This is a genomic window from Lacrimispora sinapis (assembly GCF_043633585.1).
Taxonomy (GTDB): Bacteria; Bacillota; Clostridia; order Lachnospirales; family Lachnospiraceae; genus Lacrimispora; species Lacrimispora sinapis.
In genome coordinates, this window is the sequence record NZ_CP141832.1 from 2,032,511 (window position 1) to 2,056,582 (window position 24,072).

At 45.3% G+C, this 24,072-nt stretch carries 19 protein-coding genes and 2 other RNA genes; 1 reads left to right on the forward strand and 20 read right to left on the reverse strand.

Translation table 11 applies throughout. The features are described from left to right. Position 1 precedes the first annotated feature (1 nt). From VIG27_RS09445 to VIG27_RS09530, 18 genes are all read right to left on the reverse strand, one after another. A complete protein-coding gene (locus VIG27_RS09445) occupies positions 2–886 on the reverse strand; it encodes a carbohydrate ABC transporter permease (protein WP_394522245.1) in 885 nt (294 codons plus the stop codon). A gap of 48 nt (positions 887–934) precedes the next feature. Continuing rightward, positions 935–2,311 carry an ABC transporter substrate-binding protein gene (locus tag VIG27_RS09450; protein WP_394522247.1) on the reverse strand — a complete coding sequence of 459 codons (1,377 nt, stop codon included), beginning with the start codon at positions 2,309–2,311 and terminating at the stop codon, positions 935–937. A 61-nt stretch (positions 2,312–2,372) separates the two neighbouring features. Beyond that, on the reverse strand, positions 2,373–4,322 hold the full coding sequence (locus VIG27_RS09455; RefSeq protein WP_394522248.1) for a glycoside hydrolase family 127 protein: 1,950 nt from the start codon (positions 4,320–4,322) through the stop codon (positions 2,373–2,375). A gap of 438 nt (positions 4,323–4,760) precedes the next feature. After that, positions 4,761–5,106: RNase P RNA component class A (rnpB, locus tag VIG27_RS09460), an RNA gene on the reverse strand. Between the two features lie 47 nt (positions 5,107–5,153). Beyond that, positions 5,154–6,815: a nucleoside kinase gene (locus tag VIG27_RS09465; protein ID WP_394522249.1), complete on the reverse strand. Its 1,662-nt coding sequence runs from the start codon at positions 6,813–6,815 to the stop codon at positions 5,154–5,156. An 11-nt stretch (positions 6,816–6,826) separates the two neighbouring features. Continuing rightward, entirely contained in the window at positions 6,827–7,624 is a 798-nt protein-coding gene (locus VIG27_RS09470) for a Nif3-like dinuclear metal center hexameric protein (protein ID WP_394522250.1), read from the reverse strand. Continuing rightward, on the reverse strand, positions 7,563–8,312 hold the full coding sequence (locus VIG27_RS09475; RefSeq protein ID WP_394522252.1) for a tRNA (adenine(22)-N(1))-methyltransferase: 750 nt from the start codon (positions 8,310–8,312) through the stop codon (positions 7,563–7,565). The genes VIG27_RS09470 and VIG27_RS09475 overlap by 62 nt, the downstream gene beginning before the upstream one ends. Positions 8,313–8,333: 21 nt before the next feature. Then, positions 8,334–9,506: an RNA polymerase sigma factor RpoD gene (rpoD, locus tag VIG27_RS09480; RefSeq protein ID WP_394527471.1), complete on the reverse strand. Its 1,173-nt coding sequence runs from the start codon at positions 9,504–9,506 to the stop codon at positions 8,334–8,336. A 72-nt stretch (positions 9,507–9,578) separates the two neighbouring features. Then, positions 9,579–11,348 (reverse strand): DNA primase, encoded by a 1,770-nt coding sequence (gene dnaG, locus VIG27_RS09485; RefSeq protein WP_394522253.1) that lies wholly within the window; start codon positions 11,346–11,348, stop codon positions 9,579–9,581. 36 nt (positions 11,349–11,384) lie between these two features. After that, positions 11,385–12,395 (reverse strand): deoxyguanosinetriphosphate triphosphohydrolase, encoded by a 1,011-nt coding sequence (locus VIG27_RS09490; protein ID WP_394522254.1) that lies wholly within the window; start codon positions 12,393–12,395, stop codon positions 11,385–11,387. Positions 12,396–12,463: 68 nt separating this feature from the next. Then, the gene (locus VIG27_RS09495) at positions 12,464–13,315 is read right to left on the reverse strand and encodes an AraC family transcriptional regulator (protein WP_394522255.1); all 852 of its coding nucleotides are present in this window, start codon (positions 13,313–13,315) and stop codon (positions 12,464–12,466) included. A gap of 72 nt (positions 13,316–13,387) precedes the next feature. Beyond that, positions 13,388–15,091 (reverse strand): S8 family peptidase, encoded by a 1,704-nt coding sequence (locus VIG27_RS09500; protein ID WP_394522256.1) that lies wholly within the window; start codon positions 15,089–15,091, stop codon positions 13,388–13,390. Between the two features lie 48 nt (positions 15,092–15,139). Next, positions 15,140–17,416 carry a SpoIID/LytB domain-containing protein gene (locus VIG27_RS09505; protein ID WP_394522257.1) on the reverse strand — a complete coding sequence of 759 codons (2,277 nt, stop codon included), beginning with the start codon at positions 17,414–17,416 and terminating at the stop codon, positions 15,140–15,142. Between the two features lie 89 nt (positions 17,417–17,505). Beyond that, positions 17,506–17,684: non-coding RNA, 6S RNA (gene ssrS / locus VIG27_RS09510), on the reverse strand. Positions 17,685–17,762: 78 nt separating this feature from the next. Continuing rightward, complete coding sequence (locus tag VIG27_RS09515; protein WP_394522258.1) at positions 17,763–18,017, reverse strand: HPr family phosphocarrier protein; 255 nt, start codon at positions 18,015–18,017, stop codon at positions 17,763–17,765. A gap of 31 nt (positions 18,018–18,048) precedes the next feature. Then, positions 18,049–18,819 carry a GNAT family N-acetyltransferase gene (locus tag VIG27_RS09520; RefSeq protein WP_394522260.1) on the reverse strand — a complete coding sequence of 257 codons (771 nt, stop codon included), beginning with the start codon at positions 18,817–18,819 and terminating at the stop codon, positions 18,049–18,051. A gap of 59 nt (positions 18,820–18,878) precedes the next feature. Beyond that, a complete protein-coding gene (locus VIG27_RS09525; RefSeq protein WP_394522261.1) occupies positions 18,879–19,553 on the reverse strand; it encodes an HAD family hydrolase in 675 nt (224 codons plus the stop codon). Next, on the reverse strand, positions 19,537–21,231 hold the full coding sequence (locus VIG27_RS09530; protein ID WP_394522262.1) for a phosphoenolpyruvate carboxykinase (ATP): 1,695 nt from the start codon (positions 21,229–21,231) through the stop codon (positions 19,537–19,539). The genes VIG27_RS09525 and VIG27_RS09530 overlap by 17 nt, the downstream gene beginning before the upstream one ends. A gap of 140 nt (positions 21,232–21,371) precedes the next feature. Here VIG27_RS09530 and VIG27_RS09535 point away from each other — a divergent pair, with 140 nt between their 5' ends. Then, positions 21,372–22,337, forward strand: coding sequence for a pectinesterase family protein (locus tag VIG27_RS09535; protein ID WP_394522263.1), 966 nt, complete (start codon positions 21,372–21,374; stop codon positions 22,335–22,337). Between the two features lie 39 nt (positions 22,338–22,376). Here the strand turns inward: VIG27_RS09535 and VIG27_RS09540 are convergent, their stop codons facing one another. Continuing rightward, positions 22,377–22,841: a YhcH/YjgK/YiaL family protein gene (locus tag VIG27_RS09540; RefSeq protein WP_394522264.1), complete on the reverse strand. Its 465-nt coding sequence runs from the start codon at positions 22,839–22,841 to the stop codon at positions 22,377–22,379. Positions 22,842–22,953: 112 nt separating this feature from the next. Beyond that, complete coding sequence (locus VIG27_RS09545) at positions 22,954–23,841, reverse strand: cell wall hydrolase (RefSeq protein ID WP_394522266.1); 888 nt, start codon at positions 23,839–23,841, stop codon at positions 22,954–22,956. Positions 23,842–24,072: the final 231 nt, after the last annotated feature.

Sequence of the window (24,072 nt, forward strand, 5' to 3'; positions counted from 1 at the left end):
ATTAATCTCTCCCCTCTTTAAAGGTTCCTGTAATCTTCAGCTGCAGGATGTTGACCAGCATCACAACCACCAGAAGAATCAGTCCCACGGCACACGCATAACCCAAAGCCCTTTTTTCAACTCCCTGCCGGTATAAATACCCCACGATTGTAAGCCCGATGTTATTGGGAGAATTATTTCCCTTGAATAACATATTGCTTTCAAGGAACATAGAAAGCCCCGCATAGATACTGATGGTAAGGACATAGACCGTGGTAGGCTTTACCAGGGGAACGGATATCTTTTTAAACTGCTGCCATTTGGAGGCACCATCAATGGAAGCGGCTTCATACAGTTCGGAAGGAATGCTTTGAAGACCTGCGAGAAAATAAAGGATATTGACCCCCGTCCATCTCCAGCAGGCCAGTAACAAAAGAGCAAAAAAACTGGTTCCCGCGCCTTTCAGCCATTTGACCGGAGCAATTTCGAAATATCCAAGGATCTGGTTAAACAGTGAGGTAGAGGATTCTCCAAACATCAAACGGAAAATAGTACCTGCAACTACAACAGAGGTCAGGGCGGGTATGAAATAAATGGACTTAAAAAAATCCGCCTTCTTCATGAGCTTGCTGTTTAACAGCGTTGCAAATAGCATGGGAAAAGGAATCAGAAGCACCAGCGTTCCCACCATATATTTAAAACTGTTCCATAATGCCTTTAGAAATATTTTATCAGACAGCAGCCGTGTATAATTGTCGAAGCCTACCCATTGCTCCTTCAACACATCCTGAAAGCTTAAAAGAACACCGTTGCAGATAGGAATCAGCCAGAATAACAGTACCGTAATTACAAACGGACCTATAAATACATAAGGAGCTATCTTTTTAGAGTAAAAAAATTTCTTCATATTATATACTCCTTTTTTGATAAAAATATAACAGACGGCTGCAGGAAATTAGTTCTCCTTAAATTCGTTGTTAAGGGTTTCCTGTGACTGTTTAAGTGCCTCTGTCACATCCATTCCGTCTTCAAAAATGCTGTTTAATGTGACATTACAGAATTCGTTGTTGATGGACGGATATTTTTCATCGGTATATGCCTGCAGGATGCCAATGCTGTCCTTGGTATGAAGCAGAGTATCAAACGGATTATTGGTAAAATACTGGATAAACTTGTTTTCAGGATTTTGTGTAAGCGTCTGATCGGTCCAGACTGCCGTATTAACAGGATCAAATCCAAGCACATTCCAGACTTCTTTGTTGGATTCTTCTGAAAGCTTAATGAAAGCCATGACTTCTGCGGCCAGCTCTGCATGTTCTCCGCTTTTTACAATGGCCGTTCCGGTTCCGCCGCCGCCGATGGTCGCAATCTCACCATCCTGTTCCTTCCATACAGGAACATTGGCAATGGCTACCTGTTTCTTGATGTCACTCATATAATTGACATATCTGGAGGTCTGCCAGAACGGCATGATCTGGACAGCATAATCACCGTTATTATAGAAGGGATATGCTTCTTCATTATCCGGCTGGCCTCCTGGGATCGTGGCAAATGCACCGGTTTCCTGCATTCCCTTGATATATTCCAGTACCTCGGTCATCTCTTTGCTTGTCAGATTCAGTTTTCCGTCCTTCTCAATATAGTCTCCGCCCTTTTGAGCCAGCATTAAGTTTACCATCCACTGAGCCGATGTCTCCACACAGGAAAAATATTTTCCCGTAGCTTCGTGATATTTCACTCCGGCTTCCTTAAACTGGTCCCAGGTCTTGATGTCCTCATAGTTGATTCCGGCCTCCTTTAACAGCTTATCATTGTAAAAAGCCACCGTTGTTCCTACGTGTGTCGGAAGTCCATATTCCTTTCCGTCTTTGGAGTAAATATCAAGTCTGGACTGGACGATGTTTTTCCTATATGGTTCAATGGCATCATTTAACTCCATCAAACCGATTTTCCCCACCATAAATGCCGGAAATTTGCCAAGCTCGATATCCACGATATCCGGTGCCCCTTCCCCGGATTCCAGAGCAAGGGATAATTTATTGTGCATGTCATCATAGGGCATATTACTCAGCACCAGTTTTACTTTTTTGTCCGGATGAGCCTCATTCCACTTTTCTGCCATGGCAACATAGAAATCCTGGTGAAGCTCGATGAACGTCCATACATTTAAGGTGGTGACATCATCTCCCCCCACCTCCATGGTTTTCTTTCCGGCAGACAACGCACCTTTGGTGGTTTCCCCCGCATTTCCCCCAGTCGAACTGCTGCATCCTGCAATCATGGATGCCCCCATTGCCAGACACAGCAATGCTGCCAATCCCCTTTTTTTCATTATAAATCCTCCTTTTCGTCTTACAACTATATCAAATCAGATGATACCATCTGTATGACTCTTACCGGATCAGTTCTTTTATCCATACCGTCATCTCTCCTGCCTTCCGGTTCCCCCAGCTGCTGTATGGTACTGCTTTCAGTTTTACATCTTCCAACTTCCTTTTTTCCGTTCCGTAAAGGGATTGACCGCTCCAGTTGTCACTGCTGATTCTTTTGCCTTCCAGTTCTAAAGTCAGCGTTCCGCCCATGACCTCTGGTTCGTATATCTCCTTTATTTCCTGGTCAGCATCCACATAAATGGAAGCCAGATTTTTCCCGTTATCCACCTCTTCCAGGCAATAGACCACCGGTCCTTTCATCATGGCGACTTTTCCGGCGTCTGCTCTGACGTTTGGATTGGCCCGGATAAATCCTGCCTTCTCTTGATAGGCCACAGATAAAACCGTGTCAGCAAACGTTCCGCTTATGTATGCATAACCATTTGATATCTCCGGGGAAAGGATTGTTCCGTTTTCATTCTGAACTTGGAAGTCTTTCCCATAAGCAGGAATACGGAAAGCCAGGGTCTTTTTCTGGTTTCCTTTGCTGTTTATTTTAATTACATACTTTCCCTTCCCGGGAAGTTCAGTTGTAACTTTCACACAAACCTCCTCATTGGAAAGCCGGGTTTTAACCTGACTGCTGACATATAGATTTACATACAGGGTATGGTCATCCTTAAAATAAAGGTATTGCCCAAAAGAAGCGAGTGTCCTGGCAATATTGGGAGGACAGCAGGCACAGCCAAACCATTTCTGCCGCACCGGTTTCACATGTTCTTTTGATGTGCGTGGAATGCAGTTATCGGGCCATACCTCCATGGGATTTACATAGAAGAAATGTTTCCCGTCCAGAGAGATTCCCGATAATATGGTGTTATATAAGGCAAGCTCCACCGTATCCATAAAGGAAGCCTCTCTCGTGATTTCTGCCATCCGTCTGCCAAAAAGTGCCAGCCCAATGGAAGCACAGGTCTCCGAATAGTTGCAGTCATTGGGCAGATCATAATCCACTGTGAACCGTTCCAGTATCCCGGAAGACCCGATTCCGCCGGTCAAGTACATTCTTTTGGTTACTATGTTCTCCCACAACTTCCTGCACACCGTCAGAAGCGTTTCGTCCTGAAATTCATAGGCCAGATCTGCCATGGCACAATACATATAGACTGCTCTGACGGCATGGCCTTCTGCCGTCTTCTGCTGCCTGACCGGGAGATGAGACTGAGAATACTTTGGGTCATATCCTTGAAAATCCGGGAAAAGAAACCGATGGCCCTCTTGCTCCATTTCCCAAAAGAAATAATTTTTCCCCACCCCCCGCTGGTCAATGAAATACTTTGCCAATGTAAGGTATTTCCTCCTGCCGGTGGTTCGGTATAGCTTTACCAGAGCCAGCTCGATTTCCTGATGCCCCGGATATCCATGCAGTTGTTCCTCTTTCGGCCCGAAAACTTCACAAATCAGATCCGCAAGCCTGGAAACGATCTTTAAAAACTTCTCCTTGCCTGTTGCCTCAAAATAAGCCACTGCTGCTTCCATCATATGACCCGCCGTATAGAGTTCATGCCCCTCCATAAGATTCTTCCATCTTAAGTCCGGCTCCTTAACGATAAAATACGTATCCAGATAACCATCCTTCTGCTGTGCTCTTCCGATCAAGTCAATGGTCTGGTCGGCAATCCGTTCCAGCTCCTCATCCGGGTGGCAGAAAAGCGTATAAGCCACTGCCTCCAGCCACTTGGCCACATCGGTATCCTGAAATACCGCCCCCTCAAATTCTCCTTCTGCCTCACCTGCTGCTATCTTAAAATTATGTATGCAATGACTGAGTTCCGCATCTTCTTCTAAATCGTTTAATATTTTCCATTGATATGGAATAATCACTTCTTTAACCAGTCCAATGTATTTGTTCCATGATTCATCGTTGATCCGTATCATATTCAAAGGAATACCAGATAATTTGTTTTTCATCACATTCACCTCGGTTTTGGCTTCTGATTAGATGTTACATAAAGTTTTCGATTTGTTTCTATATGCTTTAAATTTCCTCTCTTTTATAACTGTATTAGCCCTATTTAACAAATATAATTGGATACTATCACATACAAATTATTCTGTAAAGAACTTTTGCACAATAATTTTATATATATAAATATATAATTGTGCAATTTCAACATTATTTTTGTCGTATCCTGTTTGATCGTGGTTTATAAACTGGTTTTTCTGTAATAATTTCTGATAAATAACCGGTATTAAAAACAAAATTATCCGATCCATTATTGATTTACAGACCAGCAGTTTACCAAAGGACCACTCAAAATCCCACAACAAAAAAAGCCCTGAAACCAAAGATTTCAGAACTCTTTTAACACCATGATACTAATTGAATTTTACCATTCATTGTTTAAAGTTTTGAGCAAGACGATAAGCCGGGTTATGTCGTTGAATGGCCATCTATCTAGGCCTGCCGTCACCGACAGGCTCAAGCGACCTACCCGGGAGCAGACGGGCCGCCTTACGCTCCCTGTTCGGTCTTGCTTCGAATGGGGTTTACATGGCCCCTCCTGTTACCAGAAGGGCGGTGGTCTCTTACACCACCTTTCCACCCTTACCGCATGACGCGGCGGTATATTTCTGTTGCACTTTCCCTGGAGTCGCCTCCGCCAGACGTTATCTGGCATCCTGCCCTGTGAAGCCCGGACTTTCCTCACCTGCAGCCTTTCGGCTTTGCAGCTGCGGCCATTTGTCTTACTCAAAACTATAATAGCTTATCATACATTCCTTGTTTTGTAAAGCAATACCTTACACCCGGAAACAGCTGCCGCCGATAAACTCACGTATGATGGAGTTGCGGGGAATGAATTCGCTGTTTACACCAAGAAAATAATCCAGAAATTTCAACAGACGCTTTGCCTCCATATATTCCGGTGATTCTCTGGGAATACCGAAAAGCAATGGCTCTGCAAACTGCTTTAACACAGCCAGTTCATAAACCGTAGCGGAATTAAACATCACATCCGCAGATTCCTGAAACGGAAAAATATAAGATTCTTCTCCATGTCTGACCGTAGGCCACATCCGTATGGTATCCTGGGCAGATGCACCTCTGGTCCTGGCATCCCGCACCATCCGGCGGATCAGACGGCAGTCCGTGGTGGGAATCCGGTTATGCTCATCAATGTTAAGCTGCGTGAGGGCGCTTACGTAGACCCGGAACTTGCTTTCCTTTGGAAGAGAATAGGACAGCTTATCATTCAAGCAGTGAATCCCTTCAATGACCAGAATATCGTCTTTTCCCAGTTTTAAATAATCTCCCCGGTACTCTCTTTCCCCTGTCTTAAACTGATACCTTGGCATTTCCACCGTCTCTCCGGCAAGAAGCGCGGTCATATCCTTATTAAACTGCTCCACATCCAGACTTTCCAGCACTTCAAAATTGTAGCTTCCATCGGGATTTTTCGGACTGTTTACACGATTAACAAAATAATTATCGGCTGCAATAGGATGTGGGATCAGCCCCTGGGCCTTCAGCTGAACGGATAAGCGATGGGAAAAGGTTGTTTTTCCCGAGGAAGAGGGACCGGCAATCATGACGAATTTCTTGCTTCTGTCTGCGCCGATCTTCTCCGCGATTTCAGCAATTTTCTTTTCCTGCAGGGCCTCCTGAATCAAAATAAGTTCGTTGATATTCCCCTCTGCAATCCGTTCATTCAAAGCGCCTACATGAGAGACATTGAGCCGCTCTCCCCATTTCACACTTTCTTTTAATACCTGATAGAGCTTTCTTTTATTTGCCGAATCAAAGACCGGAACCTCTTTGGGACTTTCTTTTTGAGGCAGCATGAGCATAAAGCCATCATCAAACAATTCTAAATCAAAATATTTGATATATCCGGTATTCTGCACCATGTATCCGTAGTAGTAATCTTCAAATCCGCCTATGCTGTAAATATTGACTCTGGATACCCGGCGGTAACGGAACAACCGCTCTTTGTCATACATGCGGTGCTTATGAAATAATTCAATGGCATCATCCGTATTCACGCTCCGTTTCATGATAGGAATCTTTTTACTGACAAATTCCTCCATACGGACTTTTACCCGTTTTATCACTTCCTCTGTCAATTCAAAATCTCCGTGAGGCTCAATATAATAGCCTTTTCCAAGAGAGAAATCAACCGTTACTTTTTCAATATGATCCGTTCCCACCACATCATAGAATGCCTTCATCATAAGAAAAATAGCACTTCTGTGATAAGTCTGGATTCCGGGCTGATCATTTGCAGTATAGAAATGGAGATTGCAGTCAAACTGTACGGATTTATGAAGCTCCCTTAATTTACCGTTTACACCGACCAGCAAAATTTCATTTTCGTATTGAGGCTGGTATTCCTTTGCGATCTCCTGATAAGTCGTTCCAATGGGATACTCTTTTGCCACTCCGTCAATGGTTACAATTGCCATATTCTGCCTCCTTATACTAGTGTTTCAGGAAATACCACTTCCGCCTTTTTGACGGACAGAGCCATACCGGCTTCCTTCTCCAAATAATCCTCCATAAAATCAAGAAACAGGTATTCCAATCCATAATGGCCTGCATCAATGACCGCCATATGATTGGCCGCCGCGTCAATGCCGCTGTGATGGCCGATATCTCCTGTTATAAGCACGCTTACTCCGGCTTTCAGCGCAGAACTGATCATACTCCCTCCTGCACCCGGACTGATGCCTACAAAGTCTACCGTGTCTGAAATTGTATCCTCCCCATATATTGTGAGAAACGGGAGTGAAAACCGCTCTTTGACCAGCGTGGCTACTTCCCGTATCGTCATTTTCTTATTCAAATATCCGGTTTTCCCAATTCCATAGGAAACCTCACCCATCATGCCAGACGGCTCTAAAACCTTTCTGTCCCTAAGCCCCAGCTTTTGTGCGGCTGCATCTGCCATACAGCCCGGTGCTGCATCAAAGTTGGTGTGCATTGCATAATAAGAGATATCGTTTGCTATCAGCTTTAGAATACGCCTTCCGATAAAATCCTGATCATTGATTTTCTTCAATGGTTTAAAAATAAGCGGATGATGGGTAAGAAGCAGATCCGCTCCCCATCTAACCGCTTCCTCCACCACTTCATCCGTGGCATCCACCGCAAGAAATACCTTTTTCACTTCTTTGTCACTTCGTCCGGTTAAAAGTCCTACATTATCCCAGTCACAGGCACAGCTTACCGGTGCCAGCTGTTCCAGTTTTTTCATCAGTTCCACGCATTGCATCTTGTGCCTCCTTATTCCAGGACAGCTCTCTCTCAAGCTCCCTCATTCGTTTTTCTGCGGCCATACTTTCGCCGGCAGAAAGACCGTTTAAGATTCCTTTGATCTGTTCTTCTTCTTTTACCAAATATTCTGTCAATACAGGATTCTTAGTTTGCAAAAGATTTTTTCCGTACCGGTATGAGATTTCGCGGCCGTCGTTTCCATCACCAACTGATTTTCGGACCGCCCTCATGACAACGTAATACTTTCCGTCTTCTTTTATCATAGTTTCCTGTTCGATGAAAAATGCCTGTTCCATAAGGAACCGGCGCATTTTATGAAGCTCTGACTGCGGAGATAATACCCAGCAGGGAACGTGATCCCACAAGCGTCTGCCTTCCTCCAGGATATGTATCATCAGTTCCCCGCCCATTCCAGCGATGACAACACAGTCCGCTTCGTCTTTCTCTAATTTTAAAAGTCCGTCACTCAAACGGACTTCGATTTCATCAATAAGGCCCGCTTCCTGAATATGGGACTGAGCCCTTAACAGCGGGCCAGTCCTCACATCCATTGCTATGGCATGTTTTGCTTTTCCCTCCTGCACCAGATGGATGGGGATATAGCCGTGATCGGTTCCTATATCCGCTATCCTGCTTCCTTCCGGTACAAAAGAGGCAATGGTTTCCAAACGTTTTGATAACTTCATCTTCAACTCCGTCTTGTATCTTTAATCATCCAGATAATCCTTAAGCTTTTTGCTTCTGCTGGGATGGCGCAGTTTACGCAATGCTTTTGCTTCAATCTGGCGGATTCGTTCTCTCGTAACATTAAATTCTTTTCCGACCTCCTCCAGCGTTCTGGAACGGCCGTCATCAAGGCCGAAGCGGAGCTTTAACACCTTCTGCTCCCGTTCGGTCAGCGTATCCAAAACCTCCATCAGCTGTTCATGCAGCATGGTAAACGTAGCTGCATCTGCCGGAACCGCTACCTGGTCATCCTGTATAAAATCTCCAAGATGGCTGTCCTCTTCTTCTCCGATGGGAGTCTCCAAAGAAACCGGTTCCTGGGATACCTTCATGATTTCCCGCACCCGGTCTACCTGCATGTCCGCTCTTGCGGCAATCTCTTCTGCCACAGGTTCCCTGCCAAGCTCCTGCAAAAGCTGTCTGGAAACGCGCACCAGACGGTTGATGGTCTCAACCATGTGAACGGGAATCCGTATAGTACGGGCCTGGTCGGCAATGGCTCTTGTAATGGCCTGTCTGATCCACCAGGTCGCATAGGTACTGAACTTGTAGCCTTTCCGGTAATCAAATTTTTCAACCGCCTTGATCAGTCCCAGATTTCCCTCCTGGATCAAATCAAGGAACTGCATTCCACGGCCCACATACCGTTTTGCAATGCTGACTACAAGGCGCAAATTGGCCTCTGTCAGCCTCTGCTTTGCGTAATCGTCACCCAGTTCTATTTGTTTTGCCAGTTCAATTTCATCTTCACTGGAAAGAAGAGGTACTTTTCCGATCTCTTTTAAATACATGCGGACCGGGTCTTCGACACTGACCCCCTCAGGAACAGATAAATCGATGCTTTCCATATCAATTTCTTCTTCTTCCTCAATGTCCTCTTCAATAAAAAGATCTTCATCCAGCTCCAGCTCTTCCGCTCCGATCTGAAGTACATCCACCTTATTTGATTCTAAAAAATCGTAGATCTGATCCAGTTTATCGGAATCCAGTTTCTCTTCGGCAAAAAAATTAAGGACTTCCTGATTCTCTAATACATTCCTCTTCTTTTTTCCTAACAAAAGAAGCTGGCTTAATTTTTCTTCAAATGCCCCAGCTAATTCCTCTGTCTTTTTCTCTGCAATCTGCTCTTCTTCGGTTTTTCCTGCCCCCACCATCTTATCTGCTGTCTTCTTCACATTTTCGTCCATGTTTTTCCATCCTTCCACAGCCTGCCTATAGTGTACACCCTAATCCAGCGAAATATGCAAATCCCTTAACGCAGCCTGTTCCTTTATAATTCTTTGCAGTTCTTCAATCCCTGCTGCATGACGGCTGGCATGATCCAGACTGTTCTTTTTCACTTTCATAATCGTTTCCGAAAACGCTTTTTTTTGTTCTTCATTATTCAGGGATTCTTTTAAGCTCGCATGAAAAAGACCTGCGACTGCCCGGTATTGATCATCGTCATTAATGAAATGATTTAAAATCTCAGCCGGATTCAAAGTTCCGGCAGCGTGTCCGTCAAAAACCATCCGTGCCACCTTATAATACAGTTCTTCTATAAAATCTTCCGGAGTGATTACTCCCTTAATCTTATCAAATAGTAACGGATTTTCAATCAACCAGGTAAGAAGCAGTCTCTGGGACTGTTTCACACCATCTTCTTTATCCTTTTTTTTCCGATTTTTCAAGCCTTCTTCTTCCCCTCGGGAAGTCTGGCTGACCGGTCCAAAGGAAGCTCCCAGACGGTTTACCAGACGCTTTAAATCTTCGTAATTGATAAAGTATTCCCGGGAAACCGCTTCCAGATAATTATCCCGTTCCAGTGCCTCCGGAAATTCCAGGAGCTTTTTCGCCACCTGGTTATAAAACTCTGTCTTCTGTTCCGGGTCATCCATCTTATAATTTTTTTTCAAAACATCAATTTCAAAAAGAAAGCTGTTCCTCGCCTCCGAAATTCTCTGGCGGAAAGCATCTGCTCCCAAATTCTTGATGAATTCATCCGGATCTTTGTAAGGCTGCATATCAAGCACCCGGATGGACATTCCAACCTCCTTCAGGATCGGAATCGCACGAAGTGCCGCCTTAATTCCGGCCCCGTCGCTGTCATAGGTGAGGACCACCTTATCCGTGTAGCGTTTTAAAAGCTGGGCGTGCTGAGTCGTAAATGCAGTTCCAAGAGAAGCCACCGCATTGGTAAAGCCTGCCTGGTGCATGGCAATAACATCAATATATCCTTCACAGATCAATATGTACTTTTCCCTGGATAATCTTGCATAATTAAGCCCATACAAATTCCGGCTCTTGTCAAAAAGCTTTGTCTCCGGTGAGTTTAGATACTTAGGCTCTCCGGCCCCCATGACACGTCCCCCGAATCCGATGACCCGGTTATTCACATCCATAATCGGGAACATGACACGGTTCCAGAACTTATCGTGGGTTCCACGTTCTTCAATGGTCACAAGCCCGGTCTGCTTTAGGATATGATCCTCGTATCCTTTTCCTTTTAAATACCGGTAAAGGTCATCGCTTGTCTTATTGGAATATCCGAGCCCGAACCGGACGATGGTCTCATCGGTCAGCTTTCTCTCTCTTAAATACCGGTAACCGATCTCCCCCTGAGGGGTTTTAAGCTGATAGTAAAAGTAGCTGGCAGCCAGTTTATTGATCTCTAACAGTGTCGCCCTCAAATCCTCCTGAGCCTTGGCCTCCTTGCTGTATTCCCCAACCGGAAGCTTCACTCCTGCCCGGTCCGCCAAGGCCTTTAACGCCTCGGAAAAGGAGTAGTTCTCATATTCCATCACAAAGGTTATGGCATTACCGCCGGCACCGCAGCCGAAACAGTAATACATCTGTTTGGCAGGCGATACGGAAAAGGAAGGTGACTTTTCATTGTGAAAGGGACAAAGGCCGAAATAATTGCTACCCTTCTTCTGCAGTTTCACATATCCCGAAATCAAATCTACAATGTCATTCTTTAACCGGACCTCTTCAATTACTTCTTCCGAATATCGCATGAAGCCTTAATCCTCCTTCCTTTCTTTCTCTATGGTTTAAATGGCTTTCCATGCCTTCGGAACAAACAGGCTCTCAAATTTATCTATGGCATAGCTGTCACTCATACCTGCGATATAATCACAGACTGCCCGTTCCTTATTCACTCCCCGGTTCTCCATAAAATAACGGTATTCCTCCGGCAGTTTTTCCGGGTTATCCATATAATACTGAAATAGCATGACAATGAGATTCTGGGCTTTCCCTTCTTCCCTCTTGGGAATCTCATTCTTATAAACATTGTTAAACATCCAGGTACGCAGTCCCTGCATGGCTTCCTCCATGTGAGGAGACATGACGATATCCTGTTTTCCATAGCTGTTTCCTATAATATCATGAATGAGATTATTCAGCCTTTCCCGAACGCTGTGCCCAAGTACTCCGGTAAAGCGCTCCGGTAAATCCTCTTCAACAAACATCTTTGCCCGAATGGCATCATCAATGTCATGATTGATATAAGCGATCTTATCAGACAGACGCACGATACAGCCCTCAAGAGTCGAGGGATGGCCGCTGGTACGGTGGTTTAATATCCCATCCCTTACCTCCCAGGTGAGATTTAAGCCCATCCCCCCTTTTTCCAGGACCTCTACGACACGGACGCTCTGCTTGTAATGCTCAAAACCTTCCGAACAGATCCGGTTAAGAACCGCTTCTCCGGAATGACCGAATGGAGTATGTCCCAAATCATGTCCCAAAGCTATGGCTTCCGTCAGATCTTCATTCAAACGAAGGGATTTCGCTATGGTCCTGGCAATTTGGGATACTTCCAGTGTATGGGTCAGTCTGGTGCGGTAATGATCCCCCTCCGGTGCCAGAAAGACCTGGGTCTTATGCTTTAATCTCCGAAATGCCTTACAATGGATGATCCGGTCCCGGTCTCTTTGATAGGCTGTCCGGATATCGCATGGATCTTCCATTCGATCTCTGCCCTTGCTGTCTTTGCTGAAGGAAGCATAAGGGCTCAAATATGCTTCTTCCCACTGTTCCGTGGATTCCCTGATATTCATTCAATCACATCCTTCGCCCAAAGTTATGGTACATTATATCATATTTTCTGTAATTATAATACCCTATATTAAATTATTTGCAATTTTGATTCCCTGTTTCCAGCCATATTTTTCCGATAGGTACTGGGCAGACAGCCATACCGTTTTTTAAATGCCTTGGAAAAAGCTCTGCTGTCTGGAAATCCATGATTCATGGCGATTTCTCCGATTTCATGCTCCGTTCCCACAAGCTCTCTGACCGCATATTTAACACGCAGATCAATCAGATAGGTCCGGTAATTGACCTGCGCATATTTCTGGAAAATCCTTGATAAATAGGTAGGGCTGTAACCAAAACGTCCGGCAACATCCTCAAGCTTTAAATCCTGATCGTAATTATCTCTCATATACTGTGTCACATCCGACAATTTATCGAGCTGCTTTTTCTGCCGCAGGACCTCTTTATCCATGGTCTCCGTTTTAAATTCCGTGATCAGCAGATACAGAAGTTCATAGAACTGGCTTTTTACCTTTAAGCTGTAGCCATACGCCTGTTTTTCATAAATAGAAAACATGGCGGCCACCAGATCCGCCAGCCTTTTATTCTGAACGTCGCTTTTCTTCTCAAAATTCATGTAGCCCTCTTCCCCGGAATACTCTTTGAACGTTTCTCCCGGAATCTGCAGGACAATGGTAATGTTGGGATTGGGGCATTCAATGGAATGGACTTCATTGGAATTTACTAAAACAAAATCCTGCCTGGAAAGGGATAAGTGGCGGTTATGGATATAAAAATCAATTTTTCCTTCCTGAACCAGAAATATTTCCACGGAATGATGCCAGTGTTTTGTAACTTTATAATTTCCTTCCCTGCCCTCAAAAATGAAAAGCCGGAAAGGCAGATCGTCATTGGGGATCACCAGCTCATATCTGACGTCCATGAAACACCTCCCGAAAAATGATGATATTATTATAAATCATTTTCGTTAAATTTCCAATGGTTTTCACAGAGGCTATACCGGGATGCTGTCACTGACACACAAAACGCCGTATCCCAGTTCCGGATTGGGATACTGGGTGATCCCCGGCAGCTTTCTGGTCCCCCGGATCAAATAGGCTTTTACCTTTTCTCCGAATAAAAACGGATCTCTGCCTTCTACGATTCCCCATTGCATGAGGAGAGCAGCACTTCCGGTCACAAATGGAGTTGCAAACGAAGTGCCGGTCACCGTTTCATAGCCGCCGCCGGCCTTTGCCGCAACAATCCCCACTCCCGGGGCTGCCAAATCCGGTTTGACCTGATTGGTTCTTCTGGTATAACCTCTCCCGGAAAAATCTGCATAGGACTGATAGGTGTCATCATAAGCCCCCACTGAAATTACCTTTGCCGCTGTGGAAGGAATGGTAAGGGTCGTTTCCGGGGAAGGCCGCAAAAAACGGGTGGATTCATTAAGTACTCCCGCAGACGGCAGCCACAGATCATACTTTCCTTCCACAATCTGTCTGGGAGTTAAGCGGAACTTCCAGACTCCGCTGTCTATATAGGTATCAAGGGGCAGAAAATCCATATATATTTCCTGCGCCACGCTGTAAGGACCAGGCTTTCCATAGTATAACAAGATCTGGGTATTAGCATAATTAATGGTCTGGGGGCCCAGTCTGCTGCTGATGGGACCGATGACCTCTCCGGGTGGTGTAATAATACTGATATCAAATATATCCGCATAGGATTTCCAAAGCTGAACGCTGAAGCTCTGCTGATACTCCCCCACACTCATTTCTATCTCCTGAGGACCTTGTATGGTGAGCACACCGGAGATATGGCCGCCTGCAACTCCTTCGTTGCCGGTTCCCACCACAATGACTGTCCTTCCATAATTGGATATATCATCAAGAAAGGTTTCAAGAAGGCTGGTGCCGTCATGAGATCCATAGGTATTTCCAAAGCTTAAGTTGATCGCAATGGGCATCTGCATATCCACAGCTTCCTTGACAGCAAAATTAACCGCCCTCATAAGCTCTGTGGTTCTTGGAAATCCGCCCTCCTGCGGGACGCCCAGCTTCACCACGATCAGCGGGCTCTGAAATGCGAGTCCACGGTACTGCCCTCTGTTCTCCCTGCCATTTCCGGCGGCAATGGAGGCAACCGCAGTCCCATGTCCGCTGATATCTACGGAAGGAACCAAAGCTCTTGCCTCTGCCCTTGTTCCGGTTGCAAGAGCCGCATTGATTTCCTCACTGGTGAAAACCCGGTCGAGGGTCTGATCCCAAAGCTTGATGATCCTGGTGGTCCCGTCGTCATTGCGAAAGTCATCATGGTAATAATCAATTCCAGAATCAATGACGGCTACCAGAACTCCACGCCCATCCAGACTATTGGTTCCCTGCTGGACCAAATTGACGCAAGAGGCCGCCTTTGCCTGATTAATGGCAAAGAACAGCCTCTTTGGTTTTTCTACGTATTCGATCTGGGGAAGCCGGCTCAAAGTATCTATGACAGACTCAGGAACTCTAAGGATCGCATATTCATTCACCATCGGTTCCACTTGGATTCCTACCGAAGCTAATCCGCTTATGTCTCCGGAATATTTTACGATCACATCCCAGGACTGTTCCTCCGGATTAAATCCCACATTTAGGTTTGCTGACTTCGCCCGCTCTTCAGGAGAAGCACTGAGAGCAAGGTTCAGCAGATTTTCCAGTTTCTGATCTTGCATATGAAATTCCTGTACTTTTTCTATCATCCTACGCGAAAGGAATCCATCTCATGACTTTCCCTGATTCGCTTCGTGAACTTCCGCACCATGATAGAAGAATTTTAAGATGTCCTCATAGCTTTTCCCCTCTTTTGCCATCGCCTGAGCACCATTCTGGCTCATTCCCACTCCATGGCCATAGCCTCCCCCGTATATGTGAAAGGTAGTAATATTCTTATCATCCACGCCCTGATTATCAATTGCAATATAAGCACTTGGAAGAGATTCAAAATTCTTCATGACACTGCCGTCTTTTTTTGTGAGAACCATGTATTGATTGCCCAGCTTGGCTCTCACCTGGCCTTCCCCGCTGATCGTCATGGTGCCATCAGAACCTTCCACTCTCACTTTTTTGACAATCCCTCCCACGCCTCGTTCCGTGACGGTTATATTCAAAATGGAACCCACTTCCGTGATCTCCTCTTCCAGCTGGCGGTTGGTAACCGAAGTCTCCCACCGGTACATTGGAAATGAAGCGTCATAGGCCGGGTAATCCTTGTTCTTTATAAATTCCTCAAAATCTGAATTGGTGGATAAATTCAAAACGCCTTTGTTGTCCTGCAGCAGGCTGCCATCCAGATAAGGAAACTTGGAAGGGTCTCCGCCCCACACACTTCCGTCCGTCGTGTGGCCGCAGGAGGTGGAAAAATAAAACGCTTCGATGGGTGTTTCCCCGTAAAACAAAAGTTTCCCGTAAGTCTCCCGAACTGCCTCCTGTGTCTTTGCAGCGGTAGGCAGATTGTTATAAACCTGGAACCGGGTGCTGTCATCCACATGAGCCCCGTATTTACTGTAGGAATTGCTCTGTATCTGGCGGTAGGCATAGGTTCTCGCACAGACCGCCTGGGCTTTTAACGCCTCCTTCTCATAGCTGTCAGGCATCTCACTTGGCACTACTTTTGTCAAATATTCTTCCAGATACAGCTCATTGATCAGAAGAAGCCCTTCTTTATCCTTCCGGATCTCTATGGTGCCGCTATAAGCTGGGGTCCCATAGGATCTGGATATGGAATTAACGGTGATGGAATCCCCTTTTTCCAAAGGTGATACGACAATCCGTCCCTCCTTTAACCGTTCATCGGATGGATCAATAACAACCTCTGCTTTTGCAGGCACTTCCACCGACTCCTCCCCATAAGACAGGATAAGTCCGCTCTCTGCGGACAGAGTGACCGAAGGATGAAAAATCGACTGGAAATTGGTATTCATCAGCAAGACACGAATGCTTTTTGCATCAAATTCCCGCACCAGCAATGCGGCGCACAATTTTCCATGAGCCACCACAAAATCCTGGATGTCATATCCTACAAGAATGTCGGATATGGAACGTTCCTCAAACTGTCCATAGAGCCGGTATACTTTAAAGTCTTTGTCCAGTTTCAGATTTCCGTAGCCCTCTATCTCAATCGAATCCTCCCTGACTGCCAGTACCTTGCCGGAGATCCTCTTTTTCTTCATAGTGACCTTTGAAAGACGCCCTTTTTTCAACGTCAGATCCGCCAGATGGTTGGCAAAATCTTCTGGCTGTCCCATGGAAGCTTCCAAAGGAAAGCTGCGCTTTACAGATCCAATATTCACCCCAAAGGTATCACCGTCTCCGGTGGTAAGCCAGACATTCTTATAGGTGACCGAATCGCTTACCGCTTCTCTCATTGCAATAATCTCATTGCCTTTGACAAGGAGCTTCAGTTCCCAGTCTATGTACGAATCAAGGCTGATTCCTTCAAACTGATAATTGCCTTCACTGGTATAGGCCGTCCAGGGAGAAGCCGTCGTAACGTTTTTGGGAGTCCCATAAAGAAGAACATCAAGTTCCCTGATTTTCCCCTCTCCGTCCAGCGTCTTTTGCAATTCCCCATATAGATTCCACCACTCATCTGCAGAGACCTGTCTGTTTCTTTTTTTCTTCCCCACATGAAATTCTTTTCCTGCTCCTGAAACAAGTGCTTCTGCCAGATCTTCTGCGTCTTTATAGGTCAAAAAGCCTTCTGCTGTCTCTTTTTTAGGGGGCACTTTCCCCGAGTCCAAATAACCTCCTGCGTAAAGAAAGCTCATATATTTCACATACCAGTTATTCTTCTCTGCTTCCGGAAAATATTCCTGCTTTTGATCTGCCAGTGCTTTCTCACAGCTTTCCCGGTCCGTAAGAAGAAGAGCCGCAGACTTATAGGCCAACCCTCTTGATATCCCCTCCGGTTCCGGTTCGCTTACCAGAATAATCACTATGAGAATCAAAACCAAAAGAGGAATTCCCGCAACAAATCCAATAAATCTCCTTTTACTCATGTGCTCCTCTTAATTCCTTTTTATTTTCCTATACTCTACCATACTTTTGAGTAAAGTTAAAGCAGCGATTGCTCGCTGCTTTTTTCTTTAGTAACCCCAAAATGCCGGTTCTTACTTATTGACGCCTAGCTTTGCTAGGTGGGCAACCTCACTCAGACTTCTGCCTTCCACTGCGAAGGAGGCCTGACATCCATCTGAAAATATTGGAATCCCATATGTCATAATGTAGGTTCAAAAAAGGTAAGAGTGTCGCGCATTCCAGGAATTACTTCCCGATTGCTTCTATGGTTCTTAGTATACACCACTTTGATCTGATTTTCAAGTTCCTTTTCCTGTCAGTTTGCATTTAATATTTACTGGCAAGCAGTTTTCCATGGTCTACGTACAGTTCCAGATGCTTTAAAAGTGAATCGCAGGAATCTTCCTGGATCATTAATTCCAATCCTTCCACCGTTGCCAGAGAGAGTACGGAAAGCAGTGATTTTGCGTTCACAATGCTGTCACCGCAAACCAAATGCATCCGCTCTTTAAACTTCCCTGCAATCGTGACAAATTCCAGGATGGACTCAATCCCCCAAAAACCGATTTCCACCTTTTTCATCTTAAGTATCCTCCTGAATTATGCGTAAAAATTAAAGCTCATATACCTGATATTCTTTTTCAAAAATGTAACCCAGTTTTTCAGCAAGACTTGCTGATGGTATATTATCTGCATCCCAGCCTGGATTTATTCCCTGTTCCAGACAGGAAAGGATGAGGCTGGCGCTGCAGGCCAATGCAAGTCCTCTGCGCCGGTATTCTTTCCTTGTGGCCACTTTGACGAAAATCATGCCTTCGCTGATTCCGCAAGCGGTACAGCCGGAAACCAAAGAATCTCCATCCAATACGGCAAATCCAAGTCCGTTCTTTAAAAAATCTTCCGCCGAATCAAAATTGGAACAAAAATCACGGCTCCACTCTTCCTGAAACGCCAACTGGTATAATTCCTTGTCCATTTTCTCGATCCGAAGACCGGGCGAAGAAATTTTTGTATATTCTTTTAATGCAGTCTCGGAAAAATGGTTCCGGTCCTTTCTCATGGCATAACGGGACACAATCCGGAATTGACCTGCAAAGGTTTCCTCCACCCATTGTGCCCAACGCACATCGGAAGGTGTGATGAATCCATGGCTGAACTGCAAGAGCAGCTGCTCCTTCAGCTCCATGGAAGGCTCACCTTTCGGACATATGCCGAACAAGTATGCAAAATTACCCAGTTGAATCAAACAAAACGATGGATTCCCAGATTCGGGCACCCAAACCCGGCCCATACGGCCTTCTGCTGCACCGCGGGGAAGCACACTGTCTGCCTCGCTGCACATATGTCTGATGATCTGTCTTTTTTCTTTACCCAGTTCTATCATAAGTTCCTCCTTCCTGAAATCAAAAGGACTGTCCCTTGTTAGAGACCCAGTATAGCACACTACAAAAGATTCTGCAAATCAAAAATCGTTTCTGCAATCAACTCTGCCCCTGCATCCTTTAATTCCTGCCTGCTGCCATAGCCGTAAAGTACCCCGACAGAATCAATCCCAACTTCCTTTGCTCCCAGAATATCATGCTTACGATCTCCGATCATGACGATTTTGGAACGATCCGTCAGCTGGCATTCTTTTAAAACATAACGTATGACATCCGCTTTCCTGCCCCTTGTTCCCTCTAAGTCAGCACCTCCTGCAAAGATAAAGTAGGAGTCCAATTGAAAATGCTCCAATATTGTCCTTACAAATATCTCAGGCTTTGAGGATGCCACATAAAGCTTCTTTCCCTTTTTAAGCAGTGCTTCCAGGACGCTATGCACCCCTTCATACACTTGATTATCCAGCATCCCTTTATCTTTAAAATATTCCCGGTAGGAGATGACGGCCTTTCCGGCCTCTTCTTCCGTAAATCCGTAAAATTCCATAAAACTGTCTTTTAACGGAGGACCAATGAAGCAGAGTAACTTTTCCCTGTCCTCTGCCGGAATGCCAAATGCATTCAGTGCATACTGGACAGATTTGGTAATCCCTTCTTTTGGGTCCGTTAGCGTTCCGTCTAAGTCAAACAACAAATGTTCTTTTTCCATCATCCCTCTTTCCTTACCTTTCAAGTTCATCAACTACCTTCTGTATGGCTTGTAAGGCATCATCAGGCAGTTTGTCATACCCTTCCTTCAGCAATGCGGTGTTGGCAACAAAACGAACCCGTTCTTCCATACGCGCCTTCAGCTGGGTTCTATAAGAAGCATCATTAAGATCGGGTACAAAACCTTCCCACTCAAAAATTTCAATGTCGGAAAACGGTCCCCACTGGACAAACTGTGCGGTACCATCTAAGATTGCTTCAATAATTCCCAGTGTATCCTGGGGCTTGACCTTTTTTCCCATAAAATCGCCGGTGTTAATGATATAACAATCCACATTCTTTTCTTCCACCAGCTTTTTAAATTTTGCATAATCATTGGCCAGAGGATAGGTCCGGAAGGGATTGGCATATGGAACCACTACCAGCGCATCCGCATCGGCTCCAGGAGCCAGCCGCTCCGCAGAAGACCGCTTGGTTGCAAGGGTTGCTCCCATTACAGATGCCAGGGATGCCCCTTTTAACTTGACCACCGGAGGAATGGTAGGATCCTTCATAATCCAGAAAATGGCATTGACCGGTTCGTCGATCTTATCCACACGGTTGGGAGACCATAGCCTTGATTTAATGGCACGCCCGTTTCCGTTTCTGATGTCTTCGGTCACAAGCTGTACTTTTCCGTTCATATCCAGAGTGCAGCCGCAGTTCTGGGCGGTAAGAAGATACTTGTTGTCTTCACAGCCGGCCGGATAATCCTGGGTTTTATCAAAATACGTCGGCTCCAGTGCCACAGACACACAGGTGTCAGTGTTGATGATAAATGCATCGTCATGGAGCACGGTAACCTCATATTTCCCGTCATGCTTTGCATGGGTAAGGGTGGATTTTCCGGAACCTGACAGGCCAAAGACGGAAGCAACGTATTTGGAACCGTCTTTTAACGTATATTTCTTTTGGCCTCCGTGACAGGAAGCATAGCCATTGCGGTTGGCCAGCGCCCATGCCATGGTAAGAGTCCCTTTCTTATGCTCCCCGAAATACCTCATGCCAAGAATGGCAGCGCAGTTATGGTCGGTGTTGAAATAGCACAGGCATTTGGGATCACTGAGGCAGGACAAATCCACGCCGGCGTGGTCCGGTCCGCTCCACTGAGGGTCGGAAAAAAGATAGATGTCCGGCTCGTTTCCCTGGCCCACCGGTTTGGAAGAATGGTACATTCTCACGTATTCGTCGGACATATACTGAAAGTTAAGCATCCAGTTATACATGATGTTCTCTTCGCCCTTCGGGATCAGTAAATGAGCCTTTACCATAAACTCAGGATCAAGACCTACAAAAACCTCCGCATGATATAAGGTCTTCCAGCGGGTCTCATAAACCGCATCCATCAGGATCTTATCCAGAGCCGCACAGTCCACTCCCGGTTCATTTGCGATTTTCCTGGCTGTGGAATAGCGGCCGGTAACTGCACCGTCGTTGAAAAGAAGAACCTTAGCATCCTTATCAAGGCCAAATTCCTGTCCCCGGTAGATGGGAATATCCGTTACAATAGTTCCCGGTGAATTTTTTGCAAGCTCATATGCCTCTTTTAATGTTTGGATCTTTATCACATTATTTCCATAAAACGGAGTTTCAATGATGGATCTGGTTGATGAAAATCCAGGTTTGTCTTTCCTGATTTCCTCCGCTGAATAGTTTGCTTTTGATGACATAGGAATTCCTCCCTGAAGAAATTTTTTCCCATTATCTCACTAGCTTTCTGTAAAGTCAATGTTTTCTATTGCATAATTCGCCAAAATTAAGTATATTTAGTGTATGTTTTGTATTTTGTACACAAGAAAGAGGGGTTATTATGATTCACATCTCACAGGATGGCACCGGAGACTTCAAAAGCATCATGGATGCACTCAATTCTCTGCCGGAAGACAACACTTCCGAACAGGTGCTTTTTATCCATAAGGGTTTTTACGAGGAACAGATTACCGTAACCGTTCCATACGTGACCTTTCAAGGCGAGGAGGCAGAGAGTACCATTCTTTCCTACGGTCTCTATGCCAAGATGGTTATGGAAGACGGGGGGAAACGGGGAACCTTCCGTACCTATTCCAGCCTGATCGATACTCATGATTTTACCGCAAGAAATATTACCTTTGAAAACAGCGCAGGGCCGGGAACAAAAGTAGGCCAGGCTCTGGCTCTTTATGCCGACGGAGACCGTCTGGTCTTTGAAAACTGCCGCCTTTTAGGGAACCAGGACACTCTGTTTACCGGTCCCCTTCCTCCAAAGGAAATGGAGGTCAACGGATTTATCGGTCCCAAGCAGAATTCCCCCCGCATCAACGGACGCCAGTACTACAAAAACTGCTACATTGAGGGAGACATTGATTTTATCTTCGGAAGCGCCACCGCATATTTTGAAGGCTGTACCTTTTTTTCCAAATACACCGGTAAGGAAATCAGCAGCTATGTAACCGCAGCTTCCACACCGGAAGGACAGGAATATGGTTATGTCATGTCTGACTGCCGGTTTGAAAGCAACTGCCCGGCTGAGAACGCTTACCTGGGCCGTCCCTGGAGAGAGTACGCAAAAACAGTTCTCATCAACTGCTATATGGATGACCACATCTGCAAACAGGGGTGGCATGACTGGAACAAGCAAGAGGCTCATGAACACGCCTTTTATGCGGAATACGGCAGCTACGGCCCGGGGGCCGCTATGGATATGCGGCCGGACTGGATCGTCCGTCTGAAGAAAGAGGATTTAAATAAATACACCAGAGAAGCCGTTCTTTCCGGCGGAGATCACTGGACACCATAAAAAAGAGATCCGGCCACACGATTGGACCGGATCTTTTTTTTATTTTTCTTTGATTTTAACAATAACTTTTTTGATTGGTGCCGGTTCGCCGGCAGCTGCCTTTGGTTTATGACCATCCCAAGGATGGAATATCATATATTCTCCAGCCTTTACAACCACCTTTAAGCCTGGATTCTCATTGTCGTAAAATACAACATCTTTTTCTTCGTTATAAGGTACACTTACACGCAACTCATCAATCGGTGCATATGTCATGGTCTCAGTACCACGTATCATATACTGGATATCCGTATAATCCCGGTGAGTTTCAAATTTTGCTTCCTCCCAGGGAATCGTTGTATATTCTTGCACGTTGGCAAAAACATTCTTGCCGTCAATCTCATACTTACCTGGCGCCAGCTTCTCTAAGTCGGTGTTTTTCAGAAAATCAATCGCTTTCGCATATCTTCCTTCCACCCCAAGGTTTCTGTAAAAATCAAGGTTCTTTGCTGAGTCAAAAATCATAATCCCACTCTCCTTTAGTGTATCGTATCGTTCGACAGCAGTCCCCGTGGGAACCTGCAGTTAGATCTAGTATACACCTAAAGTAGATTATTTCACAATGTTTTTTATACTTTTATTTAAAAAATTCGTGGTTTCCATGCTGGAATAAATAGGTCAGACGTGAATCAAACCAGCGGACTGCCCCGCTCTTTGATCCTCTGCGGTTCATGAAATACAACGCTCCTTCCGAATAATCTTCTCCAGCCAGCGCACGATCGACACATTGTGTGGTATCGGCTGTTACTTTTACGGTATTGATCCTGCCGTTTGATACCGGCGAGAACTGGGAGGGTGAATAAACCACACCTCTTACCGTATTCGGAAATTTACCGCTCTTTACGCGGTTTAAAATTACGTTTGCTACAAGAATCTTGCCCTTATCATCACAAACTCCTGCTTCTGCCTGAACGATCCTCAACAGGACCTGATAATCATCCTGTGACACAGACATTGCATTGACCGCCTTTTCTTCTTCGGCCTTTCTGGCTGCTTCTTCTGCTGCTTTTTTCTCTTCTTCTGCTTTTTTAGCTGCTTCTTCCGCTTGCCGCTTCGCCTCTTCTTCCATGGCGATCTGAGTATTAATGAGCTTTATACGGGCCTGGGATTCCTCTTCCAGTTCCTGCTTCTGAATAACCTCTTTAACCAGTAGATTACCGGCTAACTGCTGTGCCTGTATCTTGGCGTCGGTAAGCGCAAGTTGTATTTTTGCTTGTGCAACTGTTTCCTCTTCTTCAGCATTTTCCTCATCAGCAGCATCACTTGGCGCGGGCGTTTCTGCAAACGCTGTCAGCGCATTCTTTCCGCTGCTTCCAAACCCTGTGGAGGTAAAGGCTATTACAGTAATGACAGCCGCTCCCGTCATGAAAACTGCGGATGAACGATACATCTTCTTTGTGACCTTAATGGCCATCCCTCTGAAGAATTGACAAATCTGCTGAAGGATAGAGCGTAGTGTAAGCATACATACTCCTCTTCTCTAATCTCACTTGCCTTGGCTGTGAACACAATCCACAACCGTTTCCGGGTGACAGCCGTTATTATAGAAGAAGCATGTTAAAAAAGTCAATGGGGATTTAACATTTTTGTGATATTTTGACTTTTGAATTTTATTGTATTTTTATTTTTTGGAATAATCGTACCATAATTTAGCATTTATACCCCTGATAATTGTGCTTTTTCACCTTTTACCTTT

What these genes read in the sequence shown, in the direction of transcription:
- VIG27_RS09530 (WP_394522262.1), bottom strand. Translation starts at nt 21,231, where the DNA reads ATGTCATCAAAAGCAAACTATTCAGCGGAGGAAATCAGGAAAGACAAA.
- VIG27_RS09540 (WP_394522264.1), bottom strand. Translation starts at nt 22,841, where the DNA reads ATGATTTTTGACTCAGCAAAGAACCTTGATTTTTACAGAAACCTTGGG.
- VIG27_RS09465 (WP_394522249.1), bottom strand. Translation starts at nt 6,815, where the DNA reads ATGGCAATTGTAACCATTGACGGAGTGGCAAAAGAGTATCCCATTGGA.
- VIG27_RS09495 (WP_394522255.1), bottom strand. Translation starts at nt 13,315, where the DNA reads ATGGACGTCAGATATGAGCTGGTGATCCCCAATGACGATCTGCCTTTC.
- VIG27_RS09520 (WP_394522260.1), bottom strand. Translation starts at nt 18,819, where the DNA reads ATGATAGAACTGGGTAAAGAAAAAAGACAGATCATCAGACATATGTGC.
- VIG27_RS09475 (WP_394522252.1), bottom strand. Translation starts at nt 8,312, where the DNA reads ATGAAGTTATCAAAACGTTTGGAAACCATTGCCTCTTTTGTACCGGAA.
- VIG27_RS09505 (WP_394522257.1), bottom strand. Translation starts at nt 17,416, where the DNA reads ATGAGTAAAAGGAGATTTATTGGATTTGTTGCGGGAATTCCTCTTTTG.
- VIG27_RS09490 (WP_394522254.1), bottom strand. Translation starts at nt 12,395, where the DNA reads ATGAATATCAGGGAATCCACGGAACAGTGGGAAGAAGCATATTTGAGC.
- VIG27_RS09470 (WP_394522250.1), bottom strand. Translation starts at nt 7,624, where the DNA reads ATGCAATGCGTGGAACTGATGAAAAAACTGGAACAGCTGGCACCGGTA.
- VIG27_RS09450 (WP_394522247.1), bottom strand. Translation starts at nt 2,311, where the DNA reads ATGAAAAAAAGGGGATTGGCAGCATTGCTGTGTCTGGCAATGGGGGCA.
- VIG27_RS09500 (WP_394522256.1), bottom strand. Translation starts at nt 15,091, where the DNA reads ATGCAAGATCAGAAACTGGAAAATCTGCTGAACCTTGCTCTCAGTGCT.
- rpoD (WP_394527471.1), bottom strand. Translation starts at nt 9,506, where the DNA reads ATGGTGGGGGCAGGAAAAACCGAAGAAGAGCAGATTGCAGAGAAAAAG.
- VIG27_RS09515 (WP_394522258.1), bottom strand. Translation starts at nt 18,017, where the DNA reads ATGAAAAAGGTGGAAATCGGTTTTTGGGGGATTGAGTCCATCCTGGAA.
- VIG27_RS09455 (WP_394522248.1), bottom strand. Translation starts at nt 4,322, where the DNA reads ATGAAAAACAAATTATCTGGTATTCCTTTGAATATGATACGGATCAAC.
- dnaG (WP_394522253.1), bottom strand. Translation starts at nt 11,348, where the DNA reads ATGCGATATTCGGAAGAAGTAATTGAAGAGGTCCGGTTAAAGAATGAC.
- VIG27_RS09525 (WP_394522261.1), bottom strand. Translation starts at nt 19,553, where the DNA reads ATGAACTTGAAAGGTAAGGAAAGAGGGATGATGGAAAAAGAACATTTG.
- VIG27_RS09545 (WP_394522266.1), bottom strand. Translation starts at nt 23,841, where the DNA reads ATGCTTACACTACGCTCTATCCTTCAGCAGATTTGTCAATTCTTCAGA.
- VIG27_RS09535 (WP_394522263.1), top strand. Translation starts at nt 21,372, where the DNA reads ATGATTCACATCTCACAGGATGGCACCGGAGACTTCAAAAGCATCATG.
- VIG27_RS09445 (WP_394522245.1), bottom strand. Translation starts at nt 886, where the DNA reads ATGAAGAAATTTTTTTACTCTAAAAAGATAGCTCCTTATGTATTTATA.